Here is a 15,189-nt window from a genome sequence, read left to right as displayed (position 1 = left end):
ATTGCATTTTTACTTTCATGTTTTTATTTATTTTATCGTTGTTATAGCCATCGGTAATGACGTGAGCCGTTGATGGTATTCCATCAGCGTATTCTTTAAATATGGTGTCTAAATAAAGGTTTTTTAATATGTCTAATTTTAAGAAAAGTGCATTGATTATTGCGTTGGCATCTTCTGCTTTCATTTCCCAAGCATTTGCTGCAGATGAAGGTAATGGCCGTATTCATTTTACCGGTACTGTTATTAATGCACCATGCTCTATCGCGCCGAACTCTACTGATATCAGCGTAGATATGGGTCAGGTAGCGAATAAATTACTGGAAACCGGTAATAAATATTCTCAGAACGTTCAGTACAACATTGACCTGCAAGATTGTGATCTGACTGAACAAACAGCAGGTTCAGTAACTTACCCTGCAATGTCTAAAGTTACCGTAACTTTCGGCGGCGTTTCTGATGCAACCTCTCCAGCATTGCTGGCAAACACCGGTAGCGCAGGTGGTGCAGGTATTCGTCTGATCGACACTAACGGCGCATTGCTGAAAGTGGGTGATACCGGTGCTGATGTTAATCTGGTAACTGGCCCGAATCAGATAGTATTCGCAGCTCGCGTTGAAGCAACTGGCGCACCTGTAACAACCGGTACTATCGTGTCCCAGGCTACTTACGCGCTGAACTATAAATAAAACTATCCTTCGTACTTGGCGTTGCAGCAGCATTAGCGGCACTTGTTTGCTGCTTTGCTGAAACACCAATTACTTTGGGTCATACCCTGCTTATTTGACGTTACAGCGGCGTATGTAGCTTCAATTTAAGGGGAGGAGACTCCCCTTTATTAATACTTTGCCATAAGACAGTGATTTATTTATGCAATATAAATCTAGAAGAAAAGAAATGATCTTTCGAATGGTGCAAATATTAACATTGGCAGGTTTAAGTTTATTATTGCCTGGAATGGCTGCAGCAGTAGAGTTTAATACCAATATTATCGATGCAAAAGATCGCAGTAATATCGATCTGTCTCGTTTTGAGGTTGATGATTATACCCCTCCGGGTGATTATCTGCTTGATGTCCTGATTAATGGCCGGCTGTTACCTGAGCGCTACCTGGTACCCTATTTACCTGTCGATGATGGGAAATTAACTAAATTATGCCTGTCACCAGATTTAGTTGATCTGCTGGGGTTAGCTCCGGCTGTGCGTGAGTCGCTGACATTATGGAATGATGGCAAGTGTGTCTCTATTGATCAAAAAGAAGAGATTACGGCAAATTACGATAAAGAAAAACAATATTTAATTATCTCTATTCCACAAGCATGGTTAGCTTACAGTGATCCTAATTGGGTGCCGCCTTCTCAATGGGATGATGGTATTCCTGGCGCTATATTGGATTACAACCTGTTTGGTAATCGTTATGCGCCGAAAAGTGGTAGTAGTAGCACTAATTTTAGCAGCTACGGAACTGCGGGCGCCAATATGGGGCCATGGCGTATCCGTGCTGATTACCAATATATCAATAATGAAACAGAAGGCTCGCACTACAGTAATTTTGACTGGTCACAAGTGTATGCATTTCGGGCTATCCCAGCGATAGGGGCTAAATTTATTGGTGGTCAAACCTATCTCAGCTCCAGTATTTTCGATTCATTTCGTTTTCTGGGGGCATCACTTTCCAGTGATGAGCGGATGTTGCCACCGACACTGCGTGGCTATGCACCGCAAGTGATCGGCATTGCTCGCACCAATGCCAGAGTCATTCTGAGCCAGAATGGCCGTACCCTTTACCAAACCAACGTTGCTCCGGGGCCGTTTGTTATTCAGGATATTAGTGAGGCGGTACAGGGCAATATTGATGTCCGCGTGGAAGAGGAAGATGGTCGTGTAACCACTTTCCAGGTTAGCGCCGCAACCGTACCATTTTTAACCCGCAAAGGCGCCATCCGCTATAAAACGGCTTTGGGCCGTCCGATGCAGGGCAGCAATAACGCGGTGAGTGATCCGACTTTCTTTAATGGTGAGTTTTCATGGGGGGCATTTAATGATGTTTCCTTGTATGGCGGAGTGATTGCGACGTCACAGGACTACACCGCGATAGCCATGGGTGCTGGGCAAAACTTACATGATTTCGGCGCGCTGTCTGTCGATGTTACACATTCCCGCTCTCAGTTACCGCATGAAGGGAAGCAGAGCGGTGAAAGCTACCGGGTTAACTATTCCAAGCGTTTTGACCAGACTAATAGCCAGATTACCTTTGCCGGATACCGTTTTTCCGAAAAGAACTTTATGAGCATGAGCCAGTACTTGGATCGGCTAAATGGCAATAATTATCTACAAAATGATAAGCAAACATACACCGTGACCGCGAACCAATATTTGGCCTGGCCGGATATCACTATGTACTTATCTGCTACCCATAAAACTTACTGGAATGATGTATCCAGTAATAATTACGGTGTTTCTGTCAGCAAAATATTTGATATTGGCTCTTTTAAAGGCATTTCGACGACAATCTCTGCCAATAAAGTGAAATACCAGTATGAAAGCGAAAATCAGGTGTTCTTCTCATTCAGCGTCCCGATTGGTGTTGGGCAGCAGGTCAGTTATGACGCGCAACGTGATAAGAACAACGGCTACTCGCAGAATATCTCCTATTTCAACAGCCAGGACCCGAGGAATATCTGGCGTGTCAGCGCCGGGGGCGCCAGCCCTGAAATACAGCAAGGCAATGGCGTGTTCCGTGGCGGCTATCAGCATAGCTCCCCTTATGGTGAGTTTGGTGTTGATGCCAGCCATAAAAATAATGAATATAACTCGTTGAATACCAACTGGTATGGCTCGATAACCGCGACTGCGAAGGGTGTTTCAGCTCACCAGAATAAATCGGGTAATGAGCCAAGAATAATGATTGATACCGGCGATGTTTCAGGTGTGTCATTGAATAATAATTCGGCGATTACCAATCGGTTTGGTGTGGCAGTGGTAAATGGCGTTACCAGTTATCAGCAGTCAGACGTTCGGGTTGATGTGCAAAGCCTGCCGGAAGATATTGAAGTCTATAATACTGTTATTCAAAAAACCCTCACCGAAGGTGCTATTGGTTACCGTGAAATTAGGGCAGTAAAAGGTCAGCAAATTATGGCCATAATCCGCCTCAATGACGGTAGTTTCCCACCACTTGGGTCATCGGTTATTGCTGATAAAACCGGAGCTGAGGTAGGTATTTTAGGCGAAAGTGGCTTGGCCTATTTGGCTGGCTTAGAAGATGCCGGGAAACTGACGGTTCAGTGGGGCAAAAAGCAGTGCAAGATAGTATTGCCGGAAAATAACGGCATGAGTTCAGGGAAAATTCTACTTCCTTGTCAGTAGGTTAGGCAGCAATATGGAAAAATATTAATTAAAATAGTTTATTGACCGAAAACTATTATTGACCGTAAATTATTTTTTACCCAAAACTGTTGCTTACTTAAAGCAGTTATTCACAGCATAACGATCTAATTTAGAGCGGAACAGAAAATGAAAGACCTTAATAACATGATGCTGGTTAGGAAGAACCAGCAGATAAATAATGCCATAGTAGGGATTGCCTTATTGCTTACCACTATGGTCAGTGAGGCGGCGATTAATCTTGACCGGACACGGATTATCTTCAACAGCAGCGATAAATCAGCCAGTGTTATTTTGCAAAATCAGAGTAAAACATCACCTTATTTAGCACAATCATGGTTAGAAAATGCCGCTGGCCAGAAAGTAGATAACCCATTGGTTGCTTTGCCGCCAATGCAGCGGATTAATGCCGGCCAAAAAAGTCAGGTGCGCATTATGAAACTGCCTGATGCTGATAAATTAGCTACAGATCGCGAGACGCTATTCTATTTCAACGTGCGGGAAGTGCCACCAAAAAGTGAAATGACCAACGTGGTACAAATTGCGATTCAAAATAGAGTGAAGCTATTTTACCGCCCTACGGCGATAAAAGCAGATTATAACGAGATCTGGCAGGAAAAATTACAGATTAGTAAGCAAGGTGAAAGCCTGAAAATTCATAACCCGACACCGTATTACATCACGTTAGGGTATTTAAGCCAGGATAATCGCGGTAATTTCCCCGGTTTCGATAGCCTAATGATCGCGCCTTTTGGTACTGAGATTGCCAAGACGCCAGGTTATAGTGGCAGTCGTTATAGCATTGGTTATATGGATGATTTTGGTGGCATGGTCATCCGTATTTTTAACTGCTCGGCTGTTGATTGCCAAATTCAACCTGCGGAAAAGAAAAAGTAATGCGCGCAGCCTTCCGGTACCGGTAAAGGAATGACAATGACTCATGCTATGTTAAATAAAATGGGCCGGATGGGTGGCTCGGTAGTTATTTTATTGGTGGCGCTGCTGTTATCGCAGGCGGCCTATGCCCTTGATTGTGTTGAAAAGGGAACCGGTATTGTGATTAAACCTGCAATACCTATCGGGCAATTAGCGATACCATCGAACGTTGCGGCAGGGACGAAAGTCTGGGAATCGAACGATATTACTGTTACAGCCTATTGCGATAACGTATTAGGCTCGACGATTGACCAAGTGTGGTTCTATTTTAACCCGCTACATCAATCGTTGGGGCAGGGGTTGCAATTAGGTGTCAGTTATAATGGGCAGGATTTAGAAACTAACGCGGCCCGTTTAAATACCAATTCCTCTCCGATAGCTAAAGGGCAAAATGTTACCGTTACGGTGACTTTCCGGCTATATATTAAAGTGACCGGTAACCCACCTTCGAGCGGTTATTATGTGGGTGCAGATAACTTCACGGTATTCCAACTTGATGGTTCAACTGGGCTGAATCTGACCCCTGGGGCAAAGAACTTGCGTTATGCCTTATCAGGGTTAACGGGAGTACGGTTTATTGCCTGCGGTGCGGACTTGGTGGTATATCCAGAATCACAAATCGTGAATTTTGGCGTATTCAATAAAGCGCTACTACAAAATAGCGGCAATAATATTAGTCAGCCGTTTTCCATTACCGCAGTCAAACAAGGTTGCTTGTCCAATTTTTCTATTCAGGCGCAGTTCTCAACCACGAATCCGTTAGTGGGTGATAATGCCATTGATATGCAAAACGGCACGAAATTGACGATTTATAATGATGCCAGTCAGGCGATTGTATATAACCGTTATAACGAGTTCGCGCAGTTGAACGATGTGACTCAGGTGACAAAAAATTATACTGCCAGCCTGAATGCTATTGCCGGGCAATCAGTGAAATTAGGTCAATTTGATGCCACAGCCATCGTGAAAATCAACTATTACTAATACGCTCAGGGCTGAGGGATATTACTCGCCAGCCCTGAGGTGTTATTTACTCACATAACGGCAGTAATTGCTGATAGAGCTTTTTGAAGATTGTCCGTTGAGCAGTGTAATAGTGATGGCGATCGGTATCAGGTAAATGGGTTTGTTCCAATATCAGTTCAGGTAATAAGTCTGCTAATGGCGTTTCTGGGTTCAGTGCAATTTGAGCCAACCGGGCTGCGCCCAACGCTGGGCCGATATCCCCCCCGGTACGATATTCCAGCGTTTGGCCACTGATATCAGCCAACATTTGCCGCCAATAGGCACTGCGAGCCCCCCCGCCAATCAATGTGACTGATGTCGGCTGCAATCCGCTGGCATGCACCGCGTCCATCCCATCAGCTAAAGCAAATCCCACCCCTTCTAACACCGCACGGGCTAAATCTGCCCTGCCATGTTGGTGGGTAAAGCCCCAGAATGCCCCTTTAGCATTAGGGTTATTATGGGGCGTCCGTTCGCCAGAAAGGTAGGGTAAGAACCATACCGGGGTAGCCGCTGGCGGTGCTTTTTCCACTTCTGCTATCAGTGCAGGAACATTATCGACGCCGGTGAGTTGGCAAGCCCAGTCAAGACAGGATGCGGCACTTAGCATCACTGACATCAGGTGCCAGGTATTTGGTAATGCATGGCAAAAACTATGAACTGCGCTGGCGGGGTTGCTGAGAAAGCCGTCACTGACGGCAAAATAGACGCCGGAGGTACCCAGCGACAACATCGCCTGTCCGGTCTGATACAGACCAACACCAATAGCACCGGCAGCATTATCACCACCTCCGGCCACTACCGGTATGGTGTTGATACCCCAGCGGTGGGCAATAGCTGTACTGACATGGCCGGTAATCTGGCTGCCTTCAAACAGTGCTGGCATGTGCTGGCGGTTTAAACCGCAGGCGGCCAGCATCTCATCACTCCAGTCACGCTGCGCGACATCCAGCCACATAGTACCGGCGGCATCGGACATATCGCTGGCGAAATCACCACTGATCAGAAAGCGAAGATAATCTTTTGGTAACAGTACCTTATCAATACGACTAAAAATATCTGGCTCATGCTCAGCCAGCCATTTCAGTTTTGGTGCGGTAAACCCGGGCATCATTAGATTACCTGTAATCTGGCGCGACTCGGGTACTGCTTGCTCCAGTGCCTGACATTGGGCGAAACTGCGGCCATCATTCCATAGAATGGCTGGGCGCAGCACCTGATGTTGTTTATCCAGTAAGGTTGCGCCGTGCATTTGCCCGGTTAACCCAAGGGCTTTTACCTGCTGCAAATCATGTGCTGCGGCCAGAGCCTGCATGGCCTGATCGGTTGCCTGCCACCAGTCAGCCGGGTTTTGTTCCGACCACAACGGGCGTGGGCGCGAGACGGATAAAGCGGCACTTTGGCTCGCAACTACTTGCCCGTTTTCGGCCAGTAGAATTGCTTTGACGCCGGAGGTGCCCAAGTCGATGCCAAGGTACATATACCTTCCTTATAGGTGAGATTGGGGCAGCGGGTGCCCCATCTTAAACATCAGCCGAATAAATAGCGGTTAACCAGATTTTCTAACTGCTCCTGATGACCACTCTGATGTTGCGGGTTCAGGTTATGCTGTTCGGCATAGCGTGCCAGCTCTTCCAGCGACAGTTTACCTTGCAGAATTTGCTGACCCATCTCAGTATTCCAACCGGCATAGCGCTTGGCAACGCGTTGATCCAACTGACCATCTTCAATCATTTTGGCGGCAACTTTCAGTGCCAGCGCCATGGTATCCATCGCCCCAATATGGCCATAGAACAGGTCATATTTATCGGTACTTTGGCGGCGTACTTTTGCATCAAAGTTCAGCCCACCGGTAGTAAAACCACCCGCTTTGAGGATCTCAAACATCACCAATGCATTCTCTTCTACACTGTTTGGAAACTGATCGGTATCCCAGCCCAACTGTGGATCACCACGGTTAGCATCTACTGAACCGAAAATACCTAAGGCAATAGCACTGGCGATTTCGTGATGGAACGAGTGGCCCGCCAATGTGGCATGGTTGGCCTCAATATTCACTTTAATCTCTTTTTCCAGCCCAAACTGCTTGAGGAAGCCATAAACGGTAGCCACGTCATAGTCGTACTGATGCTTGGTGGGCTCCTGTGGCTTAGGTTCAATTAATAGCGTGCCCTGGAAACCGGTTTTATGTTTGTGCTCCACCACCATCTGCATAAAGCGGCCAATCTGCTCGCGTTCCTGGCGCAAATCGGTGTTTAACAGTGTTTCGTAGCCCTCACGCCCGCCCCATAACACATAGTTTTCACCGCCGAGTTTTTTGGTGGCATTCATGGCAGTAAAGACTTGAGTTGCAGCCCAACTAAAGACTTCTGGATCAGGGTTAGTGGCTGCCCCTGCGCCATAGCGTGGATGGGTAAAGCAGTTAGCTGTACCCCATAATAATTTTACGCCGCTGCTCTCTTGTTTCTCGGCCAATACCTCGGTCATTACGGCAAAATTATTAAGATACTCTTTCATTGACGCGCCTTCTGGCGAGACATCGATATCATGGAAGCAGTAATAAGGCACATTCAGTTTATGAAAGAATTCAAATGCGACATCGGCTTTGCGTTTTGCCAGAGCCAGTGCATCCCCCGGATGCTGCCACGGGCGATCAAAGGCATTGCCGCCAAACATATCGGCCCCGCCCCAGCAGAAGGTATGCCAATAACAGGCCGCAAACCGGAGGTGGTCGGCCATTCGCTTGCCAAGAATAATTTCATCCGGGTTGTAGTGATGAAATGCCAGCGGGTTAGCGCTCTGGCTGCCTTCGTAACGCACTTGTTCTAATTCATCAAAATAAGATTGCATGCAATACTCCTTGGAAGCTGGCCCCGCTTTTGCCGGGCTGATGAGCTTTTATCTTCGGAGTTGTTAGCGATTCTCTCAATTACGTTATTTCACACTTAAATTCAGAGAATTATTAATTGTGGTGTAGATCTCATAAATAACCGCTTAATTATAAAAAATGCTTAGATATTCATTACACGGATAACATCCCGTAATGGAATTATGCATTTTATGAGGAAGAAAACATGATCGTTATCATAAAATTAACATTAAACCAAAAAACATAATTGGCGGATGAAAATCTGTAATTGCCGATGTGCAAATAAGCGTCAACAATCCCTATTGCAGTCGATGTTTACCGTTTCTCTTACCCTGCTTGCACAATAAGAAAGGTACCGAAAGATGAAATTTAAGAACATTTTACTCTCCGCATGTGCCGCTCTGGTGATGATTAGCCAGCCCGGATTTAGTAAAGAAATTAAAATCGGTATGGCGATAGATGATCTCCGCCTGGAACGTTGGCAGAAAGACCGCGACATTTTTGTTAACAAAGCTGAATCACTTGGCGCTAAAGTATTTGTGCAATCTGCAAATGGCAATGAAGAAACACAGATGTCGCAAATAGAAAATATGATTAATCGCGGCGTTGATGTGTTAGTTATTATTCCCTATAACGGTCAAGTATTAAGTAACGTTATCGCCGAGGCTAAACGGGAAGGGATAAAGGTATTAGCGTATGATCGTATGATAAATAACGCTGATATTGATTTTTATATCTCATTTGATAATGAAAAAGTGGGTGAGTTGCAGGCGAAAAGCCTGGTTGAGCGGGTGCCGCAAGGCAATTACTTCCTGATGGGGGGGTCACCCGTCGACAACAATGCCAAGTTGTTCCGCCAAGGGCAAATGACAGTGCTTAATCCACTGATAAAAGAGGGGAAAATAAAAATTGTCGGTGATCAGTGGGTTGATGCCTGGTTACCAGAAAATGCCTTGAAAATTATGGAGAATGCACTCACTGCCAACAATAACAAGATTGATGCTGTGGTGGCATCCAATGATGCAACTGCTGGCGGGGCAATTCAGGCGTTAGCCGCACAAGGGTTGGCAGGGAAGGTAGCTATTTCCGGTCAGGATGCTGATTTGGCTGCAATAAAACGAATTGTTGCGGGTACGCAAACCATGACCGTATATAAACCAATCAGTAAATTAGCCAATGATGCGGCAGAAATTGCAGTCACCCTGGGTAAAGGTGAGGAACCAAAAGCCAACAGTAAATTAAATAATGGTATAAAAGATGCTCCTGCTTATTTATTAACACCGATTCAAGTTGATAAAAGCAATATTGATAGCACTATCATAGCCGACGGATTCCACAAAAAAGCAGATGTTTATTGATTGGCATATTGCTGATTAGACTTTGTAATAAACGGCCAGTTATTTAATTTATTAACATGGCCGTTATTTAATGTAGCCGCAATGCTATAAAATCAGCAGTATTAAGGAGGGGTTATGCCCTACCTGCTAGAAATGAAAAATATTACTAAGCAATTCGGTGTGGTTAAAGCCGTAGATAATATCAGCCTGACATTAGAGGCCGGACAAGTATTATCGTTATGCGGTGAAAACGGTTCGGGAAAATCCACACTAATGAAAGTGTTATGTGGTATTTATTCCACCGGTTCTTATCAGGGAGAAATATTTTTTTCAGGTGAAATGTTACAGGCCAAAAATATTCGTGAAACAGAGCAAAAGGGCATTGCGATAATTCATCAGGAACTGGCGTTAGTGAAACAGATGTCGGTGCTGGAAAACATGTTCCTCGGTTCCGAATGGGGGCGCTTCGGCATTATGGATTACGATGCCATGTATTTACGCTGCCAGCGGATGTTGGCACAGGTCAAACTGGTCGTCGATCCTCACACCCCCGTCGGTGAGTTGGGCCTTGGGCAGCAACAGCTCGTTGAAATTGCGAAAGCGCTGAATAAACAAGTGCGGCTACTGGTATTAGATGAACCGACCGCCTCACTGACTGAAAGTGAAACCGCTATTTTGCTGGATATTATCCGTGACCTGCGAAACCACGGTATTGCCTGTATCTATATCTCGCATAAATTGAATGAAGTCAAAGCGATATCCGATCATATCTGTGTGATCCGCGATGGTCGTCATATTGGTACCCGCCCGGCGGCGACCATGAGCGAAGATGACATTATCGCTATGATGGTAGGCCGCGAACTGAAAGAGCTTTACCCCCATGAAGCCCACCATATTGGCGAAGAAATTCTACGGGTGGAAAATCTCTGTGCCTGGCATCCGGTCAACCGCCATATTCGCCGGGTCGATGAGGTCTCTTTCGTGTTGAAACGTGGCGAGATTCTAGGTGTTGCCGGGCTGGTAGGCTCAGGTCGAACTGAAACAGTGCAATGTCTGTTCGGCGTCTATCCGGGCCGTTGGCAGGGAGATATTTTTATTGATGGTAAACCGGTGGCCATCAACACGTGTCAGCAGGCGATGAAACTGGGCATTGCGATGGTGCCAGAAGATCGCAAAAAAGACGGCATCGTACCGGTGATGGGGGTGGGCGCGAATATCACACTGGCGGCCTTGGATGATTTTACCGGTGCTTTTAGCATGCTGGATGATGCCAAAGAACAATCCACCATTGCGCAGTCTCTGGCGCGGTTAAAGGTCAAAACCTCTTCATCAGAGCTGGCGATTGCCCGCCTTAGCGGTGGTAATCAGCAAAAAGCGATTCTGGCTAAATGCCTGTTACTGAACCCGAAAATTTTGATTCTCGATGAGCCAACTCGTGGTATAGACATCGGCGCAAAATATGAAATCTATAAACTTATCAATCAATTGGTCCAGCAGGGAATTGCGGTCATTGTGATTTCCTCTGAATTGCCGGAGGTTTTGGGATTAAGTGATCGGGTGTTGGTCATGCATCAGGGGCGCATCAAAGCTGATCTCATTAACCATAACCTGACCCAAGAAAAGGTCATGGAAGCCGCACTCAGGAGTGAAACCCATGTCGCAAGCTAATCAGTCTGAACTGAATACACCAGAAAATGGCGTTAAAAAGCCACTATTTCGGCTAAAATCAGTTAATTTGCAAGTTTTTGTCATGTTGGCCGCTATTGCCATTATTATGCTGTTTTTCACTTTTACCACTGAAGGGGCCTATCTCAGCGCCAGAAATATCTCGAATCTTCTGCGCCAAACGGCGATCACTGGCATCTTGGCGGTGGGGATGGTGTTTGTCATTATCTCAGCGGAAATTGATCTGTCGGTCGGTTCGATGATGGGGTTGCTGGGCGGTGTGGCCGCGATTTTTGATGTGTGGCTTGGCTGGCCGTTGCCGTTAACCATTGTGGTTACGCTAGGCTTGGGGCTGGTGCTGGGGGCATGGAACGGTTGGTGGGTTGCCTATCGCAAAGTTCCTTCATTTATTGTCACCCTTGCCGGAATGCTGGCTTTCCGTGGCATCTTAATCGGTATCACCAACGGCACCACGGTATCGCCAACCAGTAATGCGATGTCACAAATCGGTCAAAGCTACCTGCCTAATGGATTCGGTTTTGGTATCGGGGCGATTGGCCTGATGTTGTTTGTGGCCTGGCAATGGCGTCGGCGTAGTCACCGTATTCGGCTGGGTTTGCCGGTTGCGGCACCCCAGGGAGATGTTACGCGCCAATCTATTACTGCTGTAATAGTTCTTGGGGCTATATATTTATTGAATGATTATCGTGGTGTCCCTACCCCGGTATTAATTCTTACGGCGCTGATGCTGGCCGGTATATTTATGGCTACCCGGACTGCTTTTGGTCGCCGGATCTACGCCATTGGCGGCAATATCGATGCAGCCCGTTTATCTGGGGTCAACGTAGAACGCACCAAACTGGCGGTATTTGCTATCAATGGATTGATGGTGGCAATAGCCGGTCTGATTCTTAGCTCCCGCCTGGGGGCGGGTTCACCTTCTGCGGGTAATATTGCCGAATTGGATGCCATCGCAGCTTGTGTGATTGGTGGTACCAGCCTGGCAGGGGGTATCGGCAGTGTTGCTGGTGCCGTGATGGGCGCATTTATTATGGCTTCTCTCGACAATGGGATGAGCATGCTGGATGTGCCGACTTTCTGGCAGTACATTGTCAAAGGTGCGATTTTGTTGCTGGCTGTATGGATGGATTCCGCGACCAAACGCCGGGTTTAACCCTATCTTTTTGCAGAGAGATCAATGCCATACTGCGTTGATCTCTCTGCTTATTGAGTCTTGATATCCCACCTATTTCAGGAGCCATTCCCATGTTTGAGAAACGCTACCGGATAACCTTGCTGTTTAACGCTAACAAAGTATACGACCGGCAAGTGGTGGAAGGGGTCGGTGAGTATTTGCAAGCTTCACAATGTGATTGGGATATTTTTATTGAAGAGGATTTTCGTTGCCGTATCGATAACATTCGAGATTGGCTGGGTGACGGTGTTATTGCCGATTTTGATGATCGGCAGATAGAGCAATTACTGGCGAATGTAGATGTTCCGATTATTGGCGTGGGGGGTTCTTATCATCAACCGGCAGATTATCCGCCGGTCGATTATATTGCGACGGATAATGCAGCGCTGGTTGAGGCTGCTTTTATGCACTTGAAAGAAAAGGGTTTAAATCGTTTTGCTTTCTACGGACTGCCTGCCAGCAGTGATAAGCGCTGGGCGCAGGAGCGAGAATATGCTTTCCGACAGTTAGTGGCGGCGGAGCAATACCAAGGGGTGGTTTATCAAGGAATGGCTACCGCGCCGGCTAACTGGCAATACACCCAGAACCGCCTGGCGGACTGGGTGCAGACCTTACCACACCAGACCGGGATTATTGCTGTGACGGATGCGCGAGCGCGACATTTGCTCCAAGTGTGCGAGCATCTGGATATTGCGGTACCCGAGAAGCTGAGTGTTATTGGTATTGATAATGAAGAGTTAACCCGCTATTTATCGAGGGTGGCACTCTCTTCGGTGGTGCAGGGAACCCGGCAGATGGGCTATCGGGCAGCTAAGTTGTTGCATCAACGCCTTAATCAGCGTCAGAAACAACAAGAGACAGCGCCATTACAGCGCATTCTGGTGCCACCGGTTAAAGTCATGGCCCGCCGCTCAACCGATTTCCGCTCGCTACGTGATCCGGCAGTGATTCAGGCGATGCATTATATTCGCCATCATGCTTGTAAGGGGATTAAGGTCGAGCAGGTATTAGATGCGGTAGGAATGTCGCGCTCAAATCTGGAAAAGCGCTTTAAGGATGACATTGGGCAGACCATTCATGGCGTAATTCATGAAGAAAAGCTTGATCGGGCGCGTAACTTATTGGCTGCCACTTCCTTGCCTATCAATGAAATATCGCAAATGTGCGGCTATCCATCGCTACAATACTTCTATTCGGTATTCAAAAAAGGCTATTCCATTACCCCGAAAGAACACCGCGATAAATATGGCGAAGTGAGCTATTAACTGATTCGGTACTCTCAATAATGTCTCATCCCACTCTTACTTGAGGGGATTATTCATCATGTTTATTGAATGGCTAGCACCATACAATAAACAAGCTATAATCACCGCCTTACACCATTCTTCCAAATGGAAGATCATCGTCCCCGGTGGGGCGGCTGGACTTCAAATCCAGATGGGGCCGCCAGCGGTCCCTGGCAGGTTCGACTCCTGTGATCTTCCGCCAAAGCCTATCTCCCGCTTTCTCTCTCTGGAAATAAATCCTTTTATAATCCAATGTTTACAACGAGAATAGTCTGTCTGAATCTACCGTGGTCTACTGGTTTCTACCCTATGCAGGGGGCATAATTGGGGGCATAAAAATACTGCCATTTTAGAGATGCCCCCAAATGAAGCTCAATGCCCGTCATGTAGAGACTGCAAAACCGAAAGATAAATCCTACAAGTTGACTGATGGGGGAGGGTTGTATCTCGAAATCAGTGCCAGTGGGGCGAAATACTGGCGCATGAAATACCGCTATGGCGGTAAAGAGAAGCGCATTGCTTTTGGGGTTTATCCCCATGTATCGCTGGCCGATGTACGTCAAAAACGTGAAGTGGCGAAGAAGCTTTTAGCATCCGGAACAGATCCCGGAGAGACTAAAAAAGCAGAGAAATTGGCACAAAAAATGGCTATGGAAAATAGCTTTGAATCAATAGCACGAGAATGGCATAAAAATAAAGCCGATCGCTGGTCATTGCGTTATCGCGAAGAAATTATCGATACCTTTGAAAAAGATATTTTCCCCTTTATTGGCCGTCGCCCAATAGCTGATATTAAACCAATGGAATTGCTGGAAACTCTCAAACGCATGGAAAAGCGTGGCGCATTGGAGAAAATGCGTAAAGTACGCCAGCGCTGCGGGGAAGTATTTCGCTATGCCATTATTACCGGACGCGCGGAATATAATCCGGCACCGGATTTAGCCGGTGCTTTGCAAACCCATAAGAAACAGCATTTACCTTTCCTCACCGCTCCAGAGTTACCTTATTTTTTACGAGACTTAGCGGGCTATACCGGCAGCATAATTACTAAAACTGCCACTCGGATTATTATGTTGACCGGTGTTCGCACCCAAGAACTACGTTTTGCCCGCTGGCAGGATCTCGATCTCGATAAAGGCTTATGGCATATCCCCCCTGAGCACATGAAAATGAAACGCCCCCATGTTGTACCCCTTTCTATTCAAGTCATTACCGCGTTTAAGCAACTCCACCCGCTGACCCATCATTATCCGCTGGTATTTATTGGCCGTAATGACCACCGCAAACCCATCAGTAAAGAGAGCATCAATCAGGTGATTGAACTGCTGGGTTATAAAGGGCGGTTAACCCTAAATGCAAAAAGGCATCGTGAGATGCCTTTAAAAATCACTCCATCTCACTTCATTTGAGCACTTAACGTACTAATCTCTTGATAGTTAACCGGATATAGGTGCTCATTTATAATCTTGCTTTTTTAAAGTAACTCATTGTTTTAAATTAAAAACAATCTAT

General features: G+C 46.5%; 11 protein-coding genes and 1 tRNA gene. 10 read left to right on the top strand and 2 right to left on the bottom strand.

Annotated elements, in window-relative coordinates; translation table 11 throughout:
* The first annotated feature begins 128 nt into the window (after positions 1-128).
* The 4 genes from V2A85_RS16300 to V2A85_RS16285 all read left to right on the top strand — a co-directional run bounded on the left by V2A85_RS16300 (position 129) and on the right by V2A85_RS16285 (position 5,304).
* Positions 129-686, top strand: coding sequence for a fimbrial protein (locus V2A85_RS16300; protein WP_083161443.1), 558 nt, complete (start codon positions 129-131; stop codon positions 684-686).
* Positions 687-906: 220 nt separating this feature from the next.
* Positions 907-3,366, top strand: coding sequence for a fimbria/pilus outer membrane usher protein (locus tag V2A85_RS16295; protein ID WP_420071847.1), 2,460 nt, complete (start codon positions 907-909; stop codon positions 3,364-3,366).
* Positions 3,367-3,513: 147 nt separating this feature from the next.
* Positions 3,514-4,281: a molecular chaperone gene (locus tag V2A85_RS16290; RefSeq protein ID WP_420071846.1), complete on the top strand. Its 768-nt coding sequence runs from the start codon at positions 3,514-3,516 to the stop codon at positions 4,279-4,281.
* Between the two features lie 36 nt (positions 4,282-4,317).
* Positions 4,318-5,304, top strand: a complete 987-nt coding sequence (locus V2A85_RS16285; RefSeq protein WP_420071845.1) for a fimbrial protein — start codon at positions 4,318-4,320, stop codon at positions 5,302-5,304.
* Positions 5,305-5,350: 46 nt separating this feature from the next.
* Here V2A85_RS16285 and xylB read toward each other — a convergent pair whose 3' ends face one another.
* On the bottom strand, positions 5,351-6,805 hold the full coding sequence (xylB, locus tag V2A85_RS16280; RefSeq protein ID WP_420071844.1) for a xylulokinase: 1,455 nt from the start codon (positions 6,803-6,805) through the stop codon (positions 5,351-5,353).
* 50 nt (positions 6,806-6,855) lie between these two features.
* Positions 6,856-8,175: a xylose isomerase gene (gene xylA, locus V2A85_RS16275; RefSeq protein WP_420071843.1), complete on the bottom strand. Its 1,320-nt coding sequence runs from the start codon at positions 8,173-8,175 to the stop codon at positions 6,856-6,858.
* A 381-nt stretch (positions 8,176-8,556) separates the two neighbouring features.
* On the opposite strand from xylA, the gene xylF reads away from it, so the two are divergent.
* From xylF to V2A85_RS16245, 6 genes are all read left to right on the top strand, one after another.
* Positions 8,557-9,552: a D-xylose ABC transporter substrate-binding protein gene (gene xylF, locus V2A85_RS16270; RefSeq protein WP_420071842.1), complete on the top strand. Its 996-nt coding sequence runs from the start codon at positions 8,557-8,559 to the stop codon at positions 9,550-9,552.
* A 114-nt stretch (positions 9,553-9,666) separates the two neighbouring features.
* On the top strand, positions 9,667-11,199 hold the full coding sequence (locus V2A85_RS16265; RefSeq protein WP_420071841.1) for a xylose ABC transporter ATP-binding protein: 1,533 nt from the start codon (positions 9,667-9,669) through the stop codon (positions 11,197-11,199).
* Positions 11,186-12,370, top strand: coding sequence for a xylose ABC transporter permease XylH (gene xylH, locus V2A85_RS16260; protein WP_083161431.1), 1,185 nt, complete (start codon positions 11,186-11,188; stop codon positions 12,368-12,370). Before V2A85_RS16265 ends, xylH begins: the two co-directional genes overlap by 14 nt.
* 92 nt (positions 12,371-12,462) lie before the next feature.
* Entirely contained in the window at positions 12,463-13,656 is a 1,194-nt protein-coding gene (gene xylR, locus V2A85_RS16255; RefSeq protein ID WP_083161429.1) for a D-xylose utilization transcriptional activator XylR, read from the top strand.
* A gap of 128 nt (positions 13,657-13,784) precedes the next feature.
* A tRNA-Sec gene (locus V2A85_RS16250) sits at positions 13,785-13,879 on the top strand.
* Positions 13,880-14,042: 163 nt separating this feature from the next.
* Positions 14,043-15,086 (top strand): tyrosine-type recombinase/integrase, encoded by a 1,044-nt coding sequence (locus V2A85_RS16245; RefSeq protein ID WP_420071840.1) that lies wholly within the window; start codon positions 14,043-14,045, stop codon positions 15,084-15,086.
* Positions 15,087-15,189: the final 103 nt, after the last annotated feature.

It is taken from the genome of Yersinia sp. 1252 StPb PI (assembly GCF_048593885.1).
GTDB lineage: Bacteria > Pseudomonadota > Gammaproteobacteria > Enterobacterales > Enterobacteriaceae > Yersinia > Yersinia enterocolitica_E.
The sequence above is the reverse complement of the archived record's forward strand: the minus strand, read 5'-3'. Positions and strand labels throughout refer to the sequence as shown.